The organism is Natrinema sp. H-ect4, assembly GCF_041894845.1.
Taxonomy (GTDB): domain Archaea; phylum Halobacteriota; class Halobacteria; order Halobacteriales; family Natrialbaceae; genus Natrinema.
In genome coordinates this window covers 57347-77890 of the sequence record NZ_JBHDYC010000013.1, presented here as the reverse complement: position 1 = coordinate 77890, position 20544 = coordinate 57347, and the positions used below count along the sequence as shown (strand labels likewise).

Genomic DNA, 20544 nt, shown 5'->3' with positions numbered 1-20544 from the left:
ATTCATCTTCGTTGTCCACGCGTCAGTAGAGGCCGAGATAGGAGACGAGAGTAGCGACAGCGTCGTCAACGACTGCTTCGTCCAGCGTTCCGAGTTCCCGATCGATAGCGGCTGCATCGATCGCCATCACCGACCACGGTAGAATCGCACTCTCGTCCGGGAGTCCGCCGTTGACCATGTCAGCGTCGACGATTGGAATCCGTTCGTCGTACCACGTCTTCGTCGAAAGCGTGAGACAGATGTCTTGATCCCCGTGAAACGGCATTTCTGCGGTATTGAGTACGAGCCAGGGACGAGCCATTTCCGGCCCTTTGAACGGATCGTCACCGTAGACAATCGTGCCGCGACCGTACGTCATCGATCGTCTCGCTCGGCGGCATGTTCGACCCACTCCTCGCGATCTTCCGGCCCGTAGCGCTCGTTAAATAGTCGATTCGCTCGGTGGATATCGTACGCCTTCCGCAGCCGTTCCGTGTCGTTCGTGACCGCCCAGTACGACCCCTTGTGGCGGACGAGGTCCCGCTCTTCGAGTCGAGCGAGGACGGTATTGATCGAGTTCCGGTTGATATCCGTCCGGTCGGCAATCGCTGTTGCCTTCCAGGCACGATCATCGTTTTCGAAGAGGAACACGAGTACCCGCTCGGGATTACTCATCTCCTCGAGTTCCTCCTCGCTGCGTTCATTGAAACGGTCGATATCGATGGACATAGTGGGTACTAGCGATGCCGAGCATATAGTTGTACCCTCTGTACCTGATGTATGGTACTTCCGTGCGTACCCACTGGTAATTGGTCGATATGAACTCGAGGAAGACAGAGATAGGATTTCGAGCGAGCCGACTCGAGCGTCGAGGAAGTGGAGCCGGCAGCGGCGGACGACTGAGCTTCTTCGAGCGGGAGAGCGACTGTCGGTTCTGTCATACCTAATTTTGGACTTCGCTTGGTCGAACGGGAATTCGATTCGCGCCAGACGGACTGCGTTCTCGAGTCTCCATACCTGATACCATCGTACGCCGAGACGTAGCGATCACTCGTCTTCGAGGTCTTCTGCTCGAGCGGGTTCGATCACATCAGTTCTTGCAGCGATCAACGCTTCCGCAGACGGACTCGGATCGATCGCGAGTCGAAACCGCGCCTCATCGAACGCATCGTCAGCATCGGTCCGTGACTCGAGTCCAGTGTCTCGTCTCCTCAAAGAGCCACGCTTCGGACTGATACGAGCGCGTGTCCGAGCGGCGTTAGTGAGTCGAGGGGAGCCACATCGGTCGCTGTCGCTGGTCGGTGTAACGTCCGATAAAAGAAACCGCGGAAATTAGGGCCGGCCGAAGCCGGTAGTTCTACAGCTTAGTTCTGGCGGCGGAGTGCCAGCATGGCAGCGCCGAGGAGTGCGACGAGAGCGACGCCGACACCGAAGCCGGGCGTACCATCGTCACTGTCGTCTCCATCGGAGCCGTCGTCACCGTCGGAGCCGTCGGATCCGTCACTACCGTCGGAGCCGTCGTCACCGTCGGAGCCATCGGATCCGTCACTACCGTCGGAGCCGTCGGACTCGCTAACGGTCAGCGTACCGGAGTCACTGGCGTCGCCAGCGGAGGTACTCCAGCTGATGTCGCCTGCGGAGCTGGTGTCGAAGTCTTCGCTGACTTCGTGCGTGCCACCGGCTTCAACAGTGATCTCTTCCTGAACGACGGTCTCGTCGCCCATCGTGACAGTGAAGTTGACAGTACCCTCGGCGTCGCCGTCGTTCGTGACGGTCACGTCGAGCGTGGCGTCTTCACCAACTTCGACCTCAGAGGGTGCGACACCCTCGACGGAGATGTCTGCTTCAGGTTCGGGTTCGGAAGCGACGATGACCGCGTCGACTTCACCAGTGGATGCCCCGTTGACACCTGCACGAGCGAATTCGAGTTCTTCGCCGGCTTGACGGTCGCTGAAGTCCCAGGACGCGGAGGCCATTCCATCATCACCGATGACAGCCTGGCCGTCAGCGACGTACGTCGGGAAGCGGAGTCGGTAGGTGACTTCCGTACCGGGTGCAACGTTCGATTCGACGGCCACTTCCGAGTCCTCACTGTTCTCGATCGGGAGCTGGTCGTCCTCGTTGAGTTCACTGCTGAACTCAATGTTTCGCTCTTCAACATCGAAGTCCTGATCGAGGCTTTCCTCGCTGTCTTCTTCGACGTATGCGTTGTCCTCGGACACCGTGAAGTCAACATTCCAGGTTTCGTCGGTACCAACGTCGCCATGCGCGGTGACGTCGGCAACAACGTAGAACGTGTCATTCTCGGCATCAGGGACGATTTTGGCGTTGCCGCTGTCGATGAGTTCGTTAACCGAGAACTCAGGGGCGTCGCCGTAAGTTGGGTCTTCCGTGTCCGAGAAGTTCATCGTGAGACCGTCAGCCGTCGACAGGTTATCGTCACTGTCGGTGAGGTATCCGTAGACACCCGAGGCTTCAACCTCAGTGATGAGGAGGTCGTTCTCAGCGACGGAATCAGTCTGGGTTGCATCCTCGAGAATGTTGTCGAGGTCATCAGAGACACTGTAGCTCGACGGGGCGGTCCACGTGGTCAGATCGTCCGTGGATCGCTCGTTCAGGATGAGCACTGCAGCGTCGGTCTCGTCAGCACCGGTGGCTGGGTCCTCGGTGTAGGATTCCAGTTCGAAGTCCGAGGCAACCAGTCGGTTGTTATTGATGCCGTTGTCAAGCGACGTGACTTCCACGTCAGCTTCCTCTGACGTGAACACGTCAGGGCCGCCGTTCGTACCCATCGTCGTCTCGTTTGCACGGTACGTGTTGAAATCGACTGTCACTTCTTCAGCGTCGTCGTAGTTGGACAGTTCGAGCGTGACGTCATAGTAGCCACCCTCTTCTGAGAGGTTAACGTACGTGGTGTCGGTCGAGCTGGTCGGCTGGACCGTGAACTCGGCGTTGTCACCAATGTGCTGTTCGTAGGTGTTGGAGTCGAAGACAACGTCTTCGTCCGCAGGACTCTGGTATTCGATCTCGACACTGTCACTCGCAGTGGTGTCAGCGGCGGTGAAATCGAACGAGTAAGTACCTGCATTGAATTGGCTGCTGTCGAGGTTGACATCAACTTCATCAATGCTGTTCACACCTTTGATGACGATCTCGTCGCTTTCAAGGTAGCTGTTAGCGCTGTCGTTCTCCACCGTGTTATCGGTGTGACGGAAAGCGTGCTCGAGCTCGTCCTGATCGAGGTCGTCAGATGTTACGACGACATCGTATCCACTGCGCTGGGAGTCGAGTTCAACGGTGACGTTGGAACCGAGCGTCGCAGGCGTGTCAGTTAGGACGGTCGAGTCGAGACTCTGCTCGTCAACACGGAACTGCGCCACGACATCGCCATCTTCGGTAATGTCGTAAAGGCCATTGTTGAACCGCGTTGTATCGATCTGGAAGGAATCATCAGTATCTTCGACGGAAATCTGTCGCTCAAGATCCTGCGTATCGTTGTTGAGGATCTCGAACATGTAGCTACCATCGAAGGTACCGGTTGAGTCGTTATAAGTCCCGCTAAATTCTGCATCCGTATCATTAGCGGTTACGTTAACTGTCTGTCCTTGCCAGTAGCGATCGTTATCGCTGAATGTCTGTTCGTTATGGTTGCTTGCTGCGACGGCACCAGTGAAGGAGGCCGTCATTGCCACAACGGAGAGGACCATTAGCGCTGCCAGGACGACTGCACGTCCCTTTTTGCGATAGTCCGTTTCGCTTGTCATTATGTATTGTTAGTTTTCGTTTGTGTTAGTTAGCGCGCGATTCACCTGGAGAGCGAGTCCACCCCAGCACCGTCCGACCGGGCTGTTTGGTCGACTCACACCGGGTAGGGGTAATCAGTTCTTTAGACAACTCCGTAATAAGCTTTCTGTCTCACATATTATGAGGGCGACATGTGTAAAAAGTGTATTACCGCCCGACTGCGACGGGGCCGTAGCGAAATGCGAAGAACGTTTTGGCCGATCGAAACAGTTCATCTTCAGTGATAGTCGCTCGAGCAATCCGCTCTACCGAGATGGTAACCCGATGCTACCCCCGTCGATCGCGTCGCTCGACTGGGGCGCGATCCGCCCTCGCGTGAGGTCTCGTGGGAGGAACCATGTTTGTCAGGTCTGCGGAACACAAGTGGCGATTACGACCGGGGCATCGGAGACCCCGCCAGTATCACAGGAAAACTAGGAATTATAGTCCGGACCGTCCTTCGGCTACCCATGCACCGCGAATTCATCGAGTTGCTCGAGGCAAACACCGACCACGCCGAAACGCACAAATCGCAGTTCGACGACGTTCAGGAGTCCCAGGAACCGGGCGTCGTCACCGTCTGCTGTTCCGACTCGAGGGTCCTCCAGGATCACATGTGGGGCAACGACGAACCGGGCCGGATCTTCACGTGCGGCAACATCGGCAATCGCGTCGTCCAGCGCACGGACGCGGGCGACGTCGTCTCCGGCGACGTCCTCTATCCGGTTGCACACACCGGCACGGAGACCATCGTCGTCGTGGGTCACACGGGCTGCGGTGCTGTGACAGCGACCTACGACGATCTGACCGACGGCCTGTCCGAACCCGACGGGATCAGTCACTGCCTCGAGCTCCTGAAGCCCCACCTCGAGCCGGGGGTCGAACTCCTCCCCGACGACGTCGACCGAACGGCGGCCATCAATCGGCTCGTCGAGTACAACGTCGATCGACAGGTCGAGTTCCTCGCTGAAAGCGACGATATCCCGGCGACCGTCGACATTATCGGTGTCGTCTACGACTTTCAGGACGTGTACTCGGGCAATCGCGGCGAGGTCCACGTCATCAACGTCGACGGCGAAACCGACGTCGACGCGCTCCGGGAGGAGTATCCGGACCTCGAGTCGCGGATCGAACGCCGCTGGGAGTACTGAGACGGACTCCTGTCAGTACGGTCGCTGGCTGAGTCGAACTCGCCGAAAACGGATTGGTGTAACGGGACTCTCGCTGTTCACCGTTATTCAAATGGATGAAATACACCATACATACGATTGAAACGTTTTGATGAGTACCATCAGCCATACGCTAGTGGTAAGATTCTTTTGTCCATGGTAACCTAGTCGCAGCTATGTCAGCAGAGACGGATGGACAGGGACGGCTATATCTCCCAAAAGAGGTGCGCGAGAAGTACGGCCAGAAGTATCACATCGTCATGTACGAGGACAGAATCGAGTTGATTCCGGTCGCGGATGACCCACTTGCCGCTATCCGCGAGGCGGCAGGCGAGCTTCACGATGCATCAGTCGAGGAAATTCGAGAGAACATCGAGGCGGAGGCGAAAGACGAGGCTGAGGAAGCCGGCGGCGACAGATGACGGTGTACGTCGAAACGGATTTCCTGCTCGCACTCGCCAAAGACACGGATTGGTTACAGGGCTCCGCTGAGGATGCACTCGGCGAGTACGACATCGAAACGTCACCGTTCTCGTATCTCGAACTCCTCCTCGCCCGAGAACGCTACGAGTTCGACTACGTTCCGCTGGTGGCGAACCTGCTCGAACTCGTACCTGTGCGGAACGAGGAAGAGAAACAAGTAGTTCTGAAAGCTGTCAACTACTACGATGAGGGAATGACGCCGTTCGACGCCTTCCACGCGGCGACTGCAGAAACGCGAGGGATGGACGTACTCTCCTCTGAGAAGGACTACGAAGATATCGAGGTAGAACAAGTCCCACTCGAACCGACCGACGAGGAATAACTCCAGACGGAGGATATAGTCACAGCTGAACGAAACGTGGTACTCGTAGTGGTTGTCGTGGCCACGTGTGCAACAGACCTGCGTCGAATCTTCCAGTTGCTCATTAAGTCTGAATTTCGTATGGTGGCGTCGAGAATCGACCGACCTCACTAATACGTAGCTATAGTAGCCACTGAAAGTCATTGCACGCCTGATAAAATGGCAGCTATACGACCAGTGTGTGAATCGTTTCAGTGGCTACTATAGCATGTGGGCAGAGGCGATCCCGATGCGTCTCTACCAAGCCGTGAGAGAAGTGGCCACAGTAGACGCTAATTCCCGTGTATAACTCGGTATAGGCCGGCTAGAGTTATTCGGCGACTGTATCGAGAAGCAGTCTCCTGATCCGCGTCGTACTTGCTGAGTTCCTCTGTTGAGTTCTGATTCCCTCTGAGTCATAAAGCGGTTGCTGCGGTTATTGAAAAAGTAGATCACTAACTGTAGTCCAAGACTACTGTTCCGAACAACGGAACGAGAGTGACTAACTAAGTGGAGAACCGACGGACCCAAAATTATGAGCGCCCTGACTACCCGTCGTGTAGATGGAGAAGTACTTGGAAAAGCAACGGGTTCGCTCTGGGCCAGGGCCGTTGTTATGCTCGGGTTGACTGCACGTCAAGGATGGGGTGAGTGGCACGATCTCCTCTCCGATGTGTATCTGGGCTATGACTCGAGCAATCAGGGGTTGGTAGTCGGTGCTGTCTGGGCGTTCGCAGATGGGGTTTGTCGGCGCGTATCTTCTCGCCTGGTTATATAATCTGTTCAGCCAATCCGAAGACTAGACCAAACTACTGACCACGATATCGTATGACTTCGCTTCGCTCCCTACTGCGGCGAAACCGTTCAGAAAAACTTGGTCTCGTAGAGGTCGTTGCGATGGGCGTCGGGGGCATGGTCTCGGGTGGAATCTACGCCGTGCTCGGCATCGCGATGAGACAAGCGGGCAATGCTGTTCCGCTCTCGTATCTCATTGCGGGCGTCATCACGCTCCTCACTGCGTACTCGTATCTCAAACTCACGTTGCACTACGAGGAACACGGTGGAGCGTTCACGTTCGTCGAACACGCAACGGACAACGTGCATATCGCAGGCTTCGTTGGCTGGGTTCTCGTCGTCGGGTATGTCGGTGTGATGGCGATGTACGCGTTCGCCTTCGGTGCGTACACGCTCACTGCTGCACAGGCTATCGTCGGAATCGAACTGCCACAGTTCCTTCGTCCAATCATATCGGTTCTCGTGGTCGGGGCCTTCGTCGGGCTGAATCTCTCCGGCGTTCACGAGACCGGCCTGTTCGAGGACATCGCCGTCTACATTAAAATCATCATCCTGCTCTCGCTTGCCACGCTCGGAATCGCCTTCTACGGGGGTGATCCCATTTCGATTGACTTTTTCAATAAAGGACATCTTAGTCCCATCACAGGCTTTGCGATTATCTTTGTCTCGTACGAAGGCTTTCAGCTGCTGGTCTACGACTATGACGACATCGAAAACGTCGAGCAGACGCTTCCAATCGGGATGTACGTTTCAATCGCAATTGCCATCCTGATTTACGTCTCGGTGTCGTTCATGGCCACGCTCCAGCTATCCCCCGAGCAGCTCATCGCCCACGAGGAGACGGCACTCGCGGCTGCTGTTTCGAACATTCCACTCCTGGGCGCTGTCGGATTCGTGCTCGTGATCCTGTCGGCGATGAAGAGCACATCTTCAGGGATCAACGCGACGCTCTTTGGTACCTCTCGGCTCGTCCACGAGATCGCAACTGAAGGTGCCATTCCCCGGTTGTTCTCCTTCCGCAACCGCGAGGGAATCCCCGTCTACGCGCTGCTGCTGATGGGTGGGCTGACTGCGGCTTTCGCCGCACTGGGGACACTCAAGCAGATCACCGAGTTCGGCTCAGTCGCCTTCCTGATCGCTGACGCCGTCGCGAACTTCGTCAACCTCCAACTCGCCGACGAGACGGGATCGAACCGTCTCTTTCCCGCACTCGGCCTAGTTGGTACGGTAACCGCGATTCCGATCGTCCTCTATCACCTCTATCGGACTGACACCGAATTACTGCTCTGGATCGTCGGTATTTTCGGCTCTCTCTTCCTGCTCGAGTTCTTCTACATAGAGCGCTATTCGTTCGACCCTGAGATCCATGGCGAACGGTGATCAATCTCAGATCAGCTCATCGAGGCTGAAGCGGAGGTCTCACCACGACATACCCTCTCTCCAGCACGACTATGTAACGAATTCTAGAATACGTCGCCACTGTTAGAGCTCTGCTCTACCGAGTATGCGCTGCAGAACTCGTTTTCCATGTTCAGCACGCTACGCTCGACAGGGAACTGGACGGTACCAGTCCCAGAGCGACAGTACTCTCCAAGCAGGCGCTTGAAGACCTGCTGGAGAGTAAATGACAGTTCGAGGAGGGCAAGACGGTGAGTGCAGAAGAGGCCCGCAAACAGTCCGGCACGGATGAGTGAGGAGTGGACGTGGGAGTTCTCGAACCGAGCGGCGGACGGACTCAGAGCACTCGACGACGTGGTTTCGGACGAGTTCCGCAACTCGCCCGACTTCGCCAAACCGTTGACCAGCGTGAAGCCGTGGCAGTCGTTACGGATCGGTGACTACCGGGCCATAGTTCGGTTCGACCGCGAAAACCAACGAATACAGGTCGGTATGGTCGGTCACAGGTCACCGATCTACGACGAATTTCCGTAAAGACGAGGCAGAGCGGCTCAGCGATAGAACTGTAACATCAGTCATCCACCGCGAATTCGGAGAACAGCTACTGGAAGGTATCGTAGCCATTGCAAGTCACTGCACACCTGATCGCACGACAGCTGTGCGATCAGTGTATAAATAGTTGCAGTTGTTACTATAATTCCGTAACCGGACAGGCGATACACGGTCTAAAACAGTCGTTTTCAGTTACCGTTTCTCACGCTGCTCTACTTTATTCAGGTGACTTAAATATACTAGTAATTTAAGCGAAAATATCTGCTAGTCACAAACTCATACTGTCGGGTACAGCACATAGCGACCTTCACTAGACGATATATAAACAAACCCACCGTGGCGTACAATCGGGAAATACCGGTTAGCTAGCGCGTGTCGAACGACCTAGTCACGTCGGTTGTCAAGTGGGTATCGACGATATCTTGCTCGTCAAAATCAGTGTCGTCGCTCCAGATGTCTGCATCACTGGCAAGAGCACAGGCGACGTACAGCACGTCGTCCGGATCAGTTTCACTGATCGCTGCTTCGGTCTTTTCGATGTGCGGATAGAACTCGTCGGCGGGGACGACCTCAATGTACTGAGAGAGAAGATCGACGAACTTAGCGACTCGCTCTGGACTCATGCCGGACTTCTCGACGATCAACTCCGTGTAGTTCTCGATCTCGTCGTGGACGAACTCGGGTGTCAAAAGGTCGGCTTCGAGCGTGACAATGAGTTCACGAGTTTTCGAGTCAGCGATGAGCGCGGAGATGACGACGTTGGCATCGACGACCAGCTTCATTCGTCGAAACTACTCCGATTCCTCATCGGCGCGCTCGCGTGCGCTCTCGTTGATTCTGTCGGCGATGTCGGCGACATCGCTCTCGGTGAGTTCACTTCCGGACGTGAGTTCGTCCATCACCTCGAGTGTCTCGACTTTTTCCTGGATGGCCTGTCGGGTGACCTCGCTCCAGTTGATCTCCGGGTGTCTCTCCATCCGGTCTTTGAGGTCGTCGTCGACATTGACGGTGATACTGGGCATACAAGAAGCTATGTATACACAGAATATTGTGTCTTTGGGTCAAAATACAGCAACAAGAACTGACCGCCAGCTTCGCGGTGGTTCTCTCGCCAAGACTGGGCGGGAGACGTGAGCGGAGTTGGTAGAGTGTTCAATACGGACGGGTATCCGATCTTCCGGCTGCTCGTCGAGTCCAAGATTCCCAAGGTGGCGTCAAAAACCGACACGTAAATCCACTAATGCGCGGCTAGATGTGCTCTAACAACCGCTTTTCGACTACCGGCTCTCCCGCTGCTCGACCTTGTTCAGTTCGATCAACAGCCGGAAGATAGCCTTCACCAAATTCGCATCGACGTCGAACTGCTCGGCGTTGTCGCCGGCCCGCTCCATGACCTGTTGTTCCTGTTTCTCGTCGGTCGTCGGCAGCCCCTGTTCGTCCTTGACCGCAGCGATCGTGTCCGCGACGTAGGTTCGCTGAGCGATCAGTTCGACGATCTCCTGATCGATCGTCCGGATCTCCTCGCGAAGTTCGTCGAGGTCCATCTCTTCGGGCGTACGATCCTCCTCGTCGATTCCGCCATCCGTCACCGTCTCAGTGTGCTCTCGAGTCATGTCGTTCGTGTTCCGTCCGTTCGCGTTTGCAGTAGTCGTGTCGTTCCGTCGCGCTCGTCCCATCGCGGTTTCACTCTCTCGAGCGTCTCCCGCTCGCCGACGGCGACGTAGCTCGGTCCGGTTCCGGAGAGCGAAACCCCGGTAACGTCGGGTAAGACGTCGATCATCGGTCCCGTCGAGAACTCGAGTGCGCCACAGAAAGCGAAGCCGTTGACGGTCATGGCCTCGCCGTAGCGTCCCTCGAGCGCGAGTTCTTCGACGAGGTCGGCCATCGGAGCGACGCGCTCGCAGGCCGACACGTCGGCGTCCGCACTGTAGGACTGTTCGGGCGGCGTATAAACCAGTGCGTGCCAGTCGACTTCTTCGCGGACAAGCAGCGCGTCGGCCGTATTGTCGGTCACCGTCACGCCGCCGAGCATGCTCGCGCTGGCGTCGTCGAACGCGCCCGTCGCCGTCACGCCGGCCTCGCGGGCCGCCTGAACGCCGAGTCGGCAGGCATCGATCCGTTCGACCGAATCCGCGACCTCGAGGGCGTCGAGCGTCGCGAGCACCGTCGCGTTGGCCGCGGCGCTGGAACTCTTCAGTCCGGAGGCCATCGGGACCTCGCTCTCGGTATCGATGCGCGCACCCACGTCGGTCTCGTCCAGCCCGGCCCGCTCGGCGTACTCGACGATCGTCATCGCGGCACAGCGCTCGACGAGCGTCGTGTCAGCCTGGGGCTTGCCGGCGATCGTACCGACGATCTCGCCGTCGTTCGTGAGCTCGACGGATGCCGTCGTCTCGAGGTCGATCGCGAACGCCGATCCGGTTCCGGTCGCGAGTGCGTTAAGTACCGTCCCGGCTGCGGGGGCGACAGCGCGGCCATCCATACACGGACACTCTCAGCAGGCGTACTTACGGCTAACGATCCTCGAGACCGACCGATGGAGAAACCGCTCCTTTGCGAAGCGATGAGACCGGAGAACGCACCGTTTTTCCCCGATCCGACCGAAGCGGAGACCATGAGCGCACGGAACAACGTCGCCCCCAGTACGATCGGCGTCGATCTCGTCGACGGTGGCGTCGTCGTCGAGTACCACGACGGTCGAGAGGTGTTCTACCACGGTCCGCCGGAACCCGTCGACGGACCGCTGACGACGCCGCCGGGGAAGGAAGTCCACGTCCTCGTCACTGACCCCGACGGAGTCGAGGGCGTCATGACGTACGTCAACGATCGCAACACGCACGATGACATCCTCGAGACGACCGGCGTCGGCCGCGTGATGCTCGAGCGTGACGACGAGGAGGAACTGTTCCCGGGCGTCACCGTCGCGACGGAAGCCTACTCGGTCCGCGTCGAAGCCGACCTCTCGGTCGTCGACGGCCGCGTCTTCGTCTTCGCCGAGGACGAGATGAGCGAACACGCCTACGAACTCGTCGAGGCGACCGACTGATGCCACTGCAGAAACCCTGGCGCGACCTTGAGCGGGAGACGGTCGCCGCCGCGCCGGACCGGCCCGGCGTCTACGAACTCGGCGACGCCTCAGGAACGGTACTGGCGGTCGACCATGGCGTTCTTCGGGACGAACTCAAGAGCGTGCTGGCATACGGCGACGGCGACCGCGTCCGGTGGACCGAGGCTCATACGCTCGAGCAGGCCCGCGAACTCGCCGACGAGCACCGCGAGCGCCTCGAGTGAGGAGCTCCGGCTCCCGGCTGAGTCACTGGATGTAGGACGGATTGCTGTCGTCACACCGCGACTCGTGTTCCGTCGCGTCCGACTTCTCGTCGAAGAGGAGCCCGCAGGTCTCGCACTCGTACCAGGTAGTGTCGTCGCGTTCGGTCTGGACTACCATGGTAGAGGATGGAACACGAACGACAAAAGGCGTTTCTCCGGTGGCTGCAGCGAGACCGAACGACGACAGGGAGGGAGTATTGTCACCAACCGGGAGTTCCGTGATTCTCGACTCGGTCGCGTCTCTCGGTCCTGTATTCCGACTCGATGAAGGTCTACGATACTTCCGATAGTAGCCACTGAAGGTCACTGCACACCTAATCGCATAACGACGTTGCGATTAGTGTGTAATTCGTTTCAGTGGCTACTATAGCCCCCTCACGAACCGCTGTCGTCAGGCGTCGAGTTCGGTCAGTTCCTCGACGTCCGGAATCTGCTCGCTCGCCGTGGTGATCTGGCGCATTCGCTGTTCGTGTTTCGTGTACGCGTAGTCGGCGAGGTCGGAGGGACTCGGACCGGGACCCCCCTCGGAGCTGGCCCCATCGTCGCTCGTCAGACTCTCCTGGACGAGCGGCACCAGTTCGTCGACCGTCTCGCGGAGGAGGTCGGGATCGACGTCGCCCTCGCTCACGAGTTCCTTGAGTTTCGCCATCCCGAAGCCGACGTGGCGTCCCTCGTCACTGCGAATCAGTTTGAGCCCCTCGACTAATCCCGGCAGATCTGGGAGTTCGGGTTCGTTCTCACCGTACGCGAGGGTGAGTCCGTAGTAGCCGGTCTGGGCCAGAATCCCCTCGATCGTCAGGTGATAGTGACAGTGGGCCTTCGCGCGGTTTTCCGGCGTGTCCGCCTCGAGGAGGAGTGCCATCGCCCGCTCGTTGCGCTCGAACAGTTCGTCGTAGGGCTCGTTGAACCACTTCTCGTCGGTCGGCGACGAAAGCTCCTGCCCGCGACGTTCCTCTTCGGTGTGAATTACTTCGCGCCAGTACCGATCGAAGAAGTCGGTGTGTTTGGACTCCTCGTAGAGCTGCGTCGTGATGAACATCTGGTCGCCGATATCCTCCAGGACGACCGCCAGCGGCGCGAGATCCTCCGTCACCGACTCCTCTCCCGCGCCGAACAGCGCGAGCGACTGCTTGAGCCCCCTAAAGGCCGGCTCGGGGAGCTCGGCCGCTCCCGCTACGTCCGCCGCGAGATCGATCTCGTGGGGATCCCAGTGCTTCTCAACCGCATTTCGGTAGTAGTTGTGCGATCGGGTTCCGGTCTCGAGTTGCATCGACGGCTCGTTAGTGACCATTCTCACCCGAACAGATGCATCGCTGTCCGATTAACCTATATCTCACGTATTAGGGCATTTAAGTGGGAACGGATCGAAGAGAGGGTATGGGCCTCATCGCCGAGTTTCAGGTAAACTCCCCAGACCTGCCGCTGACGGGCGCGGTGGCGGCCGTCCCGGAGATTACAGTCTACATCGACCGCATTCTCGTCGACGATCCCGATCGACCAGTCGTCCTCTGCCGAGCGGTCGACGACGCCGACGACGAGTTCGGGCCCGCGCTCGAGGACGATCCCACCGTCGAGACACACACGGCGGTAGACGGTGCGGGCGGCGGATCGACGCACCGGATCAGGTTACGCGATCCGCCGCTCCCCATCTACCGCAAATACGTCGAACTCGGAACCACGCCGCTGGGCGGGATCGTGACCGTCGACGGCTGGTGGGCCCGAGCGCGGTTCCCGGACAGGGAGGCGCTCGCGGAGTACCGAATATTCTGTACGGATCGGGGCGGAACGTTCAAACTCGAGCGACTTACTCGGGAATCGTCGAGCGACGATCCGCCGTTCGGACTCACCCCCGAACAGTACGAGGCGCTCGTCGCAGCCCGCGATGCGGGCTATTTCGACGTCCCGCGAGAGGCATCGACGGAGGAGATCGGCGATCGACTGGGGATTTCGGCACCGTCGGCGTCCGAGCGACTCCGGCGCGGAATCGACCGGTTGCTGGAAAACGCGCTGTAGCCGCGAGCGACCGACGGCACCGCCTCGGAGCAACCGACAACGCCTCGGATTCAGTGTGCATGCAGCGGCGTCCGATGGGACAATTCTCAAGACGACCGGCCCGAAAGGAACGGGTATGAGTTCGTCGGAATCGGACGGCGTCACGTTGTCGGTTCGCGCTGCCGAAAAGGGGGACGCCGGCCGGGGCGTCGCGCGAATTCCCGAACCGGTGCGGCGACAGCTCGGCATTCTCAGCGGCGACGCCGTCGTGATCGATGGCGAGGAGTCCACGGTCGCCAAGATGTGGCCCGCGGATCCGTCGGTCCCCGACACCGCCATTCAGGTCGACGGTGATACCCGAGCGAACACCGGCGTTCACGTCGGTGACACGGTTACCGTCCGGGCGAAAGACAAGTCGACCATCGCCGACGCCGATCGGGTGACGCTCGTCGCGCCGCCGGGACTCGCCGAGAGTCAGCGACGAGCCGCCGAGAGCAGCGCGGCGGAGAAACTCCGCAATCGACCGGTCCGTGCGGGGGAGCAGGTTCGGATCGAGGGGATCGATCAGCAACCGTTCCGGGTCACCGACACGGATCCCGACGGTGACGTTCGAATCACGAGCACGACGACGGTTCGGCTCGCCAACCTCGAGTCTGGACCGGACGCCACTCCGAGTTCGAGCACGACGGAATCCACCGGTCGCGGCCGACAGTCGGACGGATCAGCCGGGGCGCCGACCGGTTCCGACTCCCAACTCGAGACCGAAACGGCCGAACTCGAGCCGGGATCCGGCGTCACCTACGAGGACATCGGCGGCCTGGACGAGGAACTCGAGTTGGTTCGCGAGATGATCGAACTCCCGCTGTCGGAGCCGGAACTGTTCAGACGCCTCGGCGTCGAACCGCCCTCCGGCGTCCTGCTGTACGGCCCACCCGGCACCGGGAAGACGCTGATCGCACGCGCCGTCGCCAACGAGGTTGACGCCGAGTTCGTGACGATCTCGGGGCCGGAGATCATGTCGAAATACAAGGGTGAATCGGAAGAACAGCTCCGAGAGACGTTCGAGAAGGCTCGCGAGGAGGCCCCGACGATCGTCTTCTTCGACGAGATCGATTCGATCGCCGGCACGCGCGACGACGACGGGGACGCCGAAAATCGGATCGTCGGCCAGCTACTAACGCTGATGGACGGCCTCGACGGTCGCGGCGAGGTGATCGTCATCGGCGCGACCAACCGCGTCGACGCGATCGATCCCGCGCTCCGGCGCGGCGGCCGCTTCGACCGCGAGATTCAGATTGGCGTCCCCGACGAGACGGGCCGCCGGGAGATCCTCGAGGTCCACACCCGTGGGATGCCGCTGGCCGACGACGTGGATATCGACGCGATCGCACGCCGGACCCACGGCTTCGTCGGTGCGGATCTCGATGCGGTGGCGAGCGAAGCCGCGATGGCAGCCATCCGCGATCGGCCGACCGAGACCGACGACCGCCGCGAGTGGAACCGAAATCCGACCGTCCGAAAGAACCACTTCGACGCCGCGCTCGCGTCCGTCGAACCGTCGGCGATGCGCGAGTACGTCGCCGAGTCGCCGACGACCGACTTCTCGGACGTCGGCGGTCTCGACGAGGCAAAGCAAACCCTCCGGGAGTCGGTCGAGTGGCCGCTGACCTACGATCGACTCTTCGAGGAGACCAACACCGATCCGCCCTCCGGCGTTTTGCTGTACGGCCCGCCCGGCACCGGGAAAACGCTACTCGCGCGCGCACTGGCGGGCGAGACCGACGTCAACTTCGTCCGGGTCGACGGCCCCGAAATCATCGATCGCTACGTCGGCGAGTCGGAGAAGGCGATCCGCGAGGTGTTCGAACGCGCCCGCCAGTCCGCCCCGTCGATCGTCTTCTTCGACGAGCTCGACGCTATCGCGGCCGCTCGAGGCGACGGCCACGAGGTCACCGAGCGCGTCGTCTCGCAGCTCCTGACCGAACTCGACGGAATGCGAGAGAACCCTAATCTCGTGGTCCTGGCCGCGACCAACCGGAAGGATCAGATTGACCCGGCGCTGCTCCGACCCGGTCGACTCGACACCCACGTCTTCGTCGGCGAGCCCGACCTGGACGCCCGCGAGAAGATCCTCGCGGTCCACACGCAGGGCAAACCGCTCGCCGACGACGTCGATGTCAACGAACTCGCGGCCGAACTCGAGGGATACACCGGCGCGGATCTCGAGGCGCTGGTCAGAGACGCCTCGATGCGGGCGATTCGAGAGGTGGCCGCGGAGTCAGACCCCGAAACGGCCAATGAGCGGGCCGACGAGGTCCGAATCGAGCGACGACACTTCGAGGTCGCGCGGGACTCGACCGACCGAACGTGAACCGAATCGATCGTCATCAGGCCGTTACTCACAGCCGGACTGTCAGTGCATGGTACCCGCCTCGTTCGGCGGGAGGGAGGCCAGTTCACCGGCCGTTCCGAGCACGGAGAGTTCGTCGCCGTCCCGTAGCGTCTCGTTATCGTCCGGAAACGGAATCACCTCGTCGTCGCGGACCACGACGAGAACGATCCCCGATAGCCAGCCGACGAACACGTTGTCGAGGGTGCCGCCGTCTTCGACCGTGACGGATCGCACCGTCTCGTCGGCGGCACGGAGCACGGAACACAGCCCGTCGCCGTCGTTCGGCGGTTCCGACCGCGTCGTCAGTCGATAGCTCGAGCCGGAATCGGCGAGTCGGTCGGCGGCGTCGGCGTCGACTGTGATCGTCGCCACATCCCCAGCAGTGGCCCGTACCATTCCGGTCGCCGCGAGTCGACTCGAGTCCTCTTCGGATGTCCAGACCTCGATCGGATCGCCGACGCTTGCGGTCGGTGCCGGATCGGTACGGATCGCCATCGCGACGGTTCCCGTCGGAAGGCTCGACCCGATTCGAGAGCGAGTGCCGCCGATCGCGAGCCGCTCGACGGTCCCGTCTGCTCCGACCGTGATCGACACGTGGCCGAGACCGTAATCGCGCTCGAGGCGGGTCGCGAGTCGAGAGCGAAGTGCCGATTCGTCGCTGATCTGGGGGACCAACACCGTCCTGCCGGCGAGATCTCGTTTGATCGACGGATCAACCGGCGGATACCCCGCCGCATCATCGATTCGTTCGGGTAACTGGATCGCTATCGAGAGCCGCGCCGATCGGACGAGTGAGGCAATCTCGCCGGTGGCCGCCAGCCGGGTGATATCGAAGACGTCACGCGCGACCTCGTCACCGATTCGTCGGCCGATCTCGGCGGCGATCGCACTGACGACGACCGCGCCGAGGACGTACGTCGCGGTCGCGTGGTGGACGAGCGGCGTTTCGTCGATGATCGTCGCCTGCTCGAGACCGGCGGCGTTCAGCCAGCCCGCAACGACGGCGAGTCCGGCGAACGTGCCGACGCCGACCGGAGCCCCTCGCGTACTCACGGCCCGATACCCGAACGCAACTGTGGTCGTGACGATGCCGGCGATCAGTGCGAACCCGAGTATATTGATCAGTGCCGTTTCGGTCCACTCGGAGACTGCCGTCTGCAAGACGACGAATTCGGTCACGATTCACCCTCCAGTGCCGGGATAACGGTCGAACGCGGCGTCGGTTCGCACTCATCGTCGATCCGCCGCTGTAACTCGATTCGCTCCCCGACGACGAACACGTCGTCCCGGTCGTCGAGCGTCGCCACATCGGGGTCGAGACACCACGTCTCCCGTTCGGCGACCGGATCGATGCTCGTCGGCCCCGTGCCGTCGCCGTCGGCGTTGGGGCGGCTCGCCGCGAGGACACGGATCGTCTCGTCGGTCGCTCCGTCGCCCGTATCGACGGATTCCCTCACCGCACCGAACGATACGCGACGAACCGAGTAATCCGCTCGCTCGAGCCGGGACAGAGCCTGGCGGTCGGCGTCCAGTCCACTGGCGGGGACGGCGATTCGGGCGCGATCAGCAGTGAGTAGCGAGTCGGCGTCGGCGGACGGAACGGCGACGGTAACGCGACCCTCGCCACCGACCGTTTCGGCGGTCGGGCGCGGGACCGCGTTCGTCGCCCCAACTGCTGGACGGCTCCCGTTCTCGATTGTCTCTCCCTCGCTGAACCCGGCTCCGGAATCGGTGGCTGGCCTCGATACTGGGAGATCGTCCGAGAGCGACGGGCCAGCTTGTCCGTGCCCGGACTGATCGCGTCGACTGGCGCTCAGAACGGTCGCCGTCATCGACTCGCCTCGAACGTGGACGGCGACATCGTCACCCGATCGCAGTCCAGTCGGAAGGAGCGCCGAAATCGAAACAGCGCGCCAGCCATCGGGCACTGCCGTCGCGGTATCGCCGGATTCCGGTGCGGCGGCGACGGTCGCCCGGCCGCGCCCGTCGATCGACACGGCGACGGCAGCCAGTTCGTACTCGGTTCGGAGTCGCGTCTCGAGTCGCGTCTCGAGCGCAGACAACGGAAGATCGGCGGGGAATCGCCACGTGTCCGCCTCGAGTGCCTGCCGAACGTCGGGCGACAGCGACTGATAGCCGTCGATATCACGAATTCGCCCCGTCGTTCGGACCGTCACCTGTCCCATCGCATCGACCGAGTCGATGGCCGCAGCGGCGAGCGACCGGTTTCGCTGGGTCGGCCGCCCGGCTCCGAACGGAAGTTCCGACGCGACGCGCTCGCCCTGACTGGCCGCGGACACCGTCAGGATGGCAACGACGAGCGTCCCGGTTGCGAGGCGGGGAAGCTGCGTTCGAACGAGACCAGGCTCGAGCACGCCGACGAAGTAGCCGTTGAGGGCGGCGAGCGCCACGCCGAGCGCGACGCTCGCGGGCAACGGCAGCCTCGAGCCGCGGGCGCTGAAGACAGCACCGAGGGCTCCGGCAGCGATCGCGGGGCCGATCCCGACGACCAGTCCGAACGCGATACCGATGATGAGTTCGGTCGTCGTTTCGATCATCGGTCGTATCGGTCATCGTTCGTCTCGATCATCGCTATCGGGAGACGACCCGAATGCTCGGATTCGGCTGTTCGTCGATGTAGTTACTGTCGGACGGCGGGATCACCTCGAGCTGGATCGTTCCCATGTCCTGATCCGCTCGAAGGCTCTGCGAGCCGTCGAAATCGAGTTCTGCGTGGTTGTCATCGCCGGTCGGTTTGTCGAGAACACCGTCTAGCTGGGCGGAGTCAGCGGTCGCGACGATGGTCGCGTCCGAGACGTTGTTCCCGTTTTCGTCCATCGCGTAGACGTCCACTTTCGCGTCGCTGCCGGTCGCATCCGCATCGATCACCTGATCGGCGTCGGCGATTTTCACGGTCACCTCCGTATCGCCCACGCTGCCGATTCCGCCGAGCATGTTCAGCATGATCGCCAGCGCCGCGACGCCGACGACCAGCGCGATCACCAGCCGAATCGGGAGTCCTTCGATCGCGCGATCGTCTCGAGCGAACGACGACTGCGACCGGTTCGTTCCATCCGTCGAATCCGAGTCGGTCCGTTTCGAAGTCACGCCTCGCTTGGCCGCGGCTTCGCATTTAAACGGTGGCTCGTGGCTTCAAATACGATGCCGCAGCAGTTCCCCCCGTGAGTTTCGTACTGGGCCGCGACGGCGATCGCGAGGCTGGCCCCGTCGGTCGCCTTGGTTCCTACCGAGCGCTCGACGGCAGCGACGGTGCGCCCCTCCACCTCGATCTCGACGGGCCACACGCGATGTTGCTCGTTGGCAAGCGCGGCTACGGGAAGTCCTACACGATGGGCGTTATCGCGGAAAATCTGGCTCGATCACGCGGCGTTGCGCCCGTTCTCGTCGATCCGATGGGCGCGTTCGACACGCTGGCGGAATCGGCCGACGGCGAGGCAGTGCCGGCCAGCGTCGTCGGTGAACCGACCGTCACGGCCGCCTCCCTCGATCCCAGATCGTGGTGTGAACTGCTCGGCCTCTCGCCGGAACGCGGTGCTGGCAGCCTGCTCTGGCGGGCCGCACAGAACGAGTCGACGATCGAGGACATGCTGGCACACGTCGCGTCCACCGATGCCTCGAGGGTTGCAGTGCGCGCCGCGACCAACCACTTGCGCCTCGCCGACTCGTGGGGCGTCTTCGACCCCGACGGACTCGATGCGACGGCCCTCGGCGGGCCGGAGATATCGGTCGTCGACATCTCGGGGCTCGCGGCCGCACCGATGAACGCCGTCTGTCGCGGCGTCGCGGAGGCGCTGTACCGAGCGCGGGTCCGCGAATCGATCGATCGGCTCCCCTGGCTGTTGCTCGACGAGGCCCACGCGTTCTTCGACGGCGTGGCCGAACCCGCCCTCGAGACGATCCTCACGCGGGGCCGTGCGCCTGGCGTCAGTCTGGTTGCCGCGACCCAACGACCGAGTGCCGTCCCCGAGGTCGGCATCTCACAGTCGGACATCCTCTGTGCACACCGACTGACCGCTCGAGACGATCTGGCGGCACTCGAGCACGCACAACCGACGTACGTGAACGGCTCGCTGGCCGATGCAGAGCGATTGCCGGACGCGCCCGGGGAGGTCCTCGTCATCGACGACGCAACGGAGACGATCCACGCTGCCCGGATTCGGCCTCGAGACACACCCCACGGGGGAACGAGTCCGACCGTGAGCGGCAGTGTGGCCTGCAATGAGAATGAACGGGTGGAGTGACGATTCGCTCCGCTCAAGCAGAGATACCGTCAGCTACCAGACCGATCTGTCACCGATACTCACGCGGTC

Annotated in this window: 23 protein-coding genes and 1 pseudogene; 10 read left to right on the top strand and 14 right to left on the bottom strand. The window is 60.9% G+C overall.

Annotation, left to right across the window (positions count from 1 at the left end; genetic code table 11):
• Positions 1 to 22 precede the first annotated feature (22 nt).
• The 5 genes and pseudogenes from ACEWFR_RS16805 to ACEWFR_RS16785 all read right to left on the bottom strand — a co-directional run.
• Complete coding sequence (locus ACEWFR_RS16805) at positions 23 to 358, bottom strand: type II toxin-antitoxin system PemK/MazF family toxin (RefSeq protein ID WP_374062137.1); 336 nt, start codon at positions 356 to 358, stop codon at positions 23 to 25.
• Positions 355 to 708, bottom strand: a complete 354-nt coding sequence (locus ACEWFR_RS16800) for a MarR family transcriptional regulator (protein ID WP_374062136.1) — start codon at positions 706 to 708, stop codon at positions 355 to 357. Before ACEWFR_RS16800 ends, ACEWFR_RS16805 begins: the two co-directional genes overlap by 4 nt.
• 318 nt (positions 709 to 1026) lie before the next feature.
• Positions 1027 to 1194 carry a hypothetical protein gene (locus ACEWFR_RS16795; RefSeq protein WP_374062135.1) on the bottom strand — a complete coding sequence of 56 codons (168 nt, stop codon included), beginning with the start codon at positions 1192 to 1194 and terminating at the stop codon, positions 1027 to 1029.
• Positions 1195 to 1343: 149 nt separating this feature from the next.
• Positions 1344 to 3494 (bottom strand): BGTF surface domain-containing protein, encoded by a 2151-nt coding sequence (locus ACEWFR_RS16790; protein WP_374062185.1) that lies wholly within the window; start codon positions 3492 to 3494, stop codon positions 1344 to 1346.
• A gap of 144 nt (positions 3495 to 3638) precedes the next feature.
• A pseudogene (locus ACEWFR_RS16785) lies at positions 3639 to 3743 on the bottom strand (surface glycoprotein); the annotation flags it as partial.
• A gap of 489 nt (positions 3744 to 4232) precedes the next feature.
• On the opposite strand from ACEWFR_RS16785, the gene ACEWFR_RS16780 reads away from it, so the two are divergent.
• From ACEWFR_RS16780 to ACEWFR_RS16760, 5 genes are all read left to right on the top strand, one after another.
• Positions 4233 to 4913 carry a carbonic anhydrase gene (locus tag ACEWFR_RS16780; protein WP_374062134.1) on the top strand — a complete coding sequence of 227 codons (681 nt, stop codon included), beginning with the start codon at positions 4233 to 4235 and terminating at the stop codon, positions 4911 to 4913.
• Positions 4914 to 5107: 194 nt separating this feature from the next.
• Positions 5108 to 5353 carry an AbrB/MazE/SpoVT family DNA-binding domain-containing protein gene (locus tag ACEWFR_RS16775; RefSeq protein WP_374062133.1) on the top strand — a complete coding sequence of 82 codons (246 nt, stop codon included), beginning with the start codon at positions 5108 to 5110 and terminating at the stop codon, positions 5351 to 5353.
• Positions 5350 to 5736 carry a PIN domain-containing protein gene (locus ACEWFR_RS16770; RefSeq protein WP_374062132.1) on the top strand — a complete coding sequence of 129 codons (387 nt, stop codon included), beginning with the start codon at positions 5350 to 5352 and terminating at the stop codon, positions 5734 to 5736. The genes ACEWFR_RS16775 and ACEWFR_RS16770 overlap by 4 nt, the downstream gene beginning before the upstream one ends.
• Before the next feature lie 846 nt (positions 5737 to 6582).
• Complete coding sequence (locus ACEWFR_RS16765) at positions 6583 to 7929, top strand: APC family permease (protein ID WP_374062131.1); 1347 nt, start codon at positions 6583 to 6585, stop codon at positions 7927 to 7929.
• A gap of 306 nt (positions 7930 to 8235) precedes the next feature.
• Positions 8236 to 8481 (top strand): type II toxin-antitoxin system RelE/ParE family toxin, encoded by a 246-nt coding sequence (locus tag ACEWFR_RS16760; protein ID WP_374062130.1) that lies wholly within the window; start codon positions 8236 to 8238, stop codon positions 8479 to 8481.
• 383 nt (positions 8482 to 8864) lie between these two features.
• Here the strand turns inward: ACEWFR_RS16760 and ACEWFR_RS16755 are convergent, their stop codons facing one another.
• The 4 genes from ACEWFR_RS16755 to ACEWFR_RS16740 all read right to left on the bottom strand — a co-directional run bounded on the left by ACEWFR_RS16755 (position 8865) and on the right by ACEWFR_RS16740 (position 10981).
• The gene (locus ACEWFR_RS16755; RefSeq protein ID WP_374062129.1) at positions 8865 to 9281 is read right to left on the bottom strand and encodes a PIN domain-containing protein; all 417 of its coding nucleotides are present in this window, start codon (positions 9279 to 9281) and stop codon (positions 8865 to 8867) included.
• A 9-nt stretch (positions 9282 to 9290) separates the two neighbouring features.
• Entirely contained in the window at positions 9291 to 9521 is a 231-nt protein-coding gene (locus tag ACEWFR_RS16750; RefSeq protein ID WP_374062128.1) for a hypothetical protein, read from the bottom strand.
• A gap of 255 nt (positions 9522 to 9776) precedes the next feature.
• Positions 9777 to 10112, bottom strand: a complete 336-nt coding sequence (locus tag ACEWFR_RS16745; protein ID WP_374062127.1) for a chorismate mutase — start codon at positions 10110 to 10112, stop codon at positions 9777 to 9779.
• On the bottom strand, positions 10109 to 10981 hold the full coding sequence (locus tag ACEWFR_RS16740) for a shikimate kinase (RefSeq protein ID WP_374062125.1): 873 nt from the start codon (positions 10979 to 10981) through the stop codon (positions 10109 to 10111). The genes ACEWFR_RS16745 and ACEWFR_RS16740 overlap by 4 nt, the downstream gene beginning before the upstream one ends.
• A gap of 132 nt (positions 10982 to 11113) precedes the next feature.
• Here ACEWFR_RS16740 and ACEWFR_RS16735 point away from each other — a divergent pair, with 132 nt between their 5' ends.
• The gene (locus tag ACEWFR_RS16735; RefSeq protein WP_374062124.1) at positions 11114 to 11545 is read left to right on the top strand and encodes a DUF5796 family protein; all 432 of its coding nucleotides are present in this window, start codon (positions 11114 to 11116) and stop codon (positions 11543 to 11545) included.
• On the top strand, positions 11545 to 11790 hold the full coding sequence (locus ACEWFR_RS16730; RefSeq protein WP_374062123.1) for a hypothetical protein: 246 nt from the start codon (positions 11545 to 11547) through the stop codon (positions 11788 to 11790). The genes ACEWFR_RS16735 and ACEWFR_RS16730 overlap by 1 nt, the downstream gene beginning before the upstream one ends.
• 22 nt (positions 11791 to 11812) lie before the next feature.
• On the opposite strand, the gene ACEWFR_RS16725 is transcribed toward ACEWFR_RS16730, so the two are convergent.
• Positions 11813 to 11947, bottom strand: a complete 135-nt coding sequence (locus tag ACEWFR_RS16725) for a hypothetical protein (RefSeq protein ID WP_374062122.1) — start codon at positions 11945 to 11947, stop codon at positions 11813 to 11815.
• A 273-nt stretch (positions 11948 to 12220) separates the two neighbouring features.
• A complete protein-coding gene (locus tag ACEWFR_RS16720; RefSeq protein WP_374062120.1) occupies positions 12221 to 13120 on the bottom strand; it encodes a ribonucleotide-diphosphate reductase subunit beta in 900 nt (299 codons plus the stop codon).
• Positions 13121 to 13206: 86 nt separating this feature from the next.
• On the opposite strand from ACEWFR_RS16720, the gene ACEWFR_RS16715 reads away from it, so the two are divergent.
• Together ACEWFR_RS16715 and ACEWFR_RS16710 are read left to right on the top strand one after the other, a co-directional pair.
• Positions 13207 to 13842 (top strand): helix-turn-helix domain-containing protein, encoded by a 636-nt coding sequence (locus tag ACEWFR_RS16715; protein WP_374062119.1) that lies wholly within the window; start codon positions 13207 to 13209, stop codon positions 13840 to 13842.
• A 115-nt stretch (positions 13843 to 13957) separates the two neighbouring features.
• Positions 13958 to 16192: an AAA family ATPase gene (locus tag ACEWFR_RS16710; RefSeq protein WP_374062118.1), complete on the top strand. Its 2235-nt coding sequence runs from the start codon at positions 13958 to 13960 to the stop codon at positions 16190 to 16192.
• A gap of 42 nt (positions 16193 to 16234) precedes the next feature.
• Here the strand turns inward: ACEWFR_RS16710 and ACEWFR_RS16705 are convergent, their stop codons facing one another.
• Genes ACEWFR_RS16705 through ACEWFR_RS16695 form a run of 3 tightly spaced genes read right to left on the bottom strand, consistent with a single transcriptional unit; the run spans position 16235 to position 19321 of the window.
• The gene (locus tag ACEWFR_RS16705; RefSeq protein WP_374062117.1) at positions 16235 to 17392 is read right to left on the bottom strand and encodes a TrkA C-terminal domain-containing protein; all 1158 of its coding nucleotides are present in this window, start codon (positions 17390 to 17392) and stop codon (positions 16235 to 16237) included.
• Entirely contained in the window at positions 17389 to 18771 is a 1383-nt protein-coding gene (locus ACEWFR_RS16700; RefSeq protein WP_374062116.1) for a hypothetical protein, read from the bottom strand. Before ACEWFR_RS16700 ends, ACEWFR_RS16705 begins: the two co-directional genes overlap by 4 nt.
• A 34-nt stretch (positions 18772 to 18805) precedes the next feature.
• On the bottom strand, positions 18806 to 19321 hold the full coding sequence (locus tag ACEWFR_RS16695; RefSeq protein WP_374062115.1) for a hypothetical protein: 516 nt from the start codon (positions 19319 to 19321) through the stop codon (positions 18806 to 18808).
• A gap of 74 nt (positions 19322 to 19395) precedes the next feature.
• Between ACEWFR_RS16695 and ACEWFR_RS16690 the strand changes: the two genes are divergently transcribed.
• Positions 19396 to 20475, top strand: a complete 1080-nt coding sequence (locus ACEWFR_RS16690) for an ATP-binding protein (protein WP_374062114.1) — start codon at positions 19396 to 19398, stop codon at positions 20473 to 20475.
• Positions 20476 to 20544 lie beyond the last annotated feature (69 nt).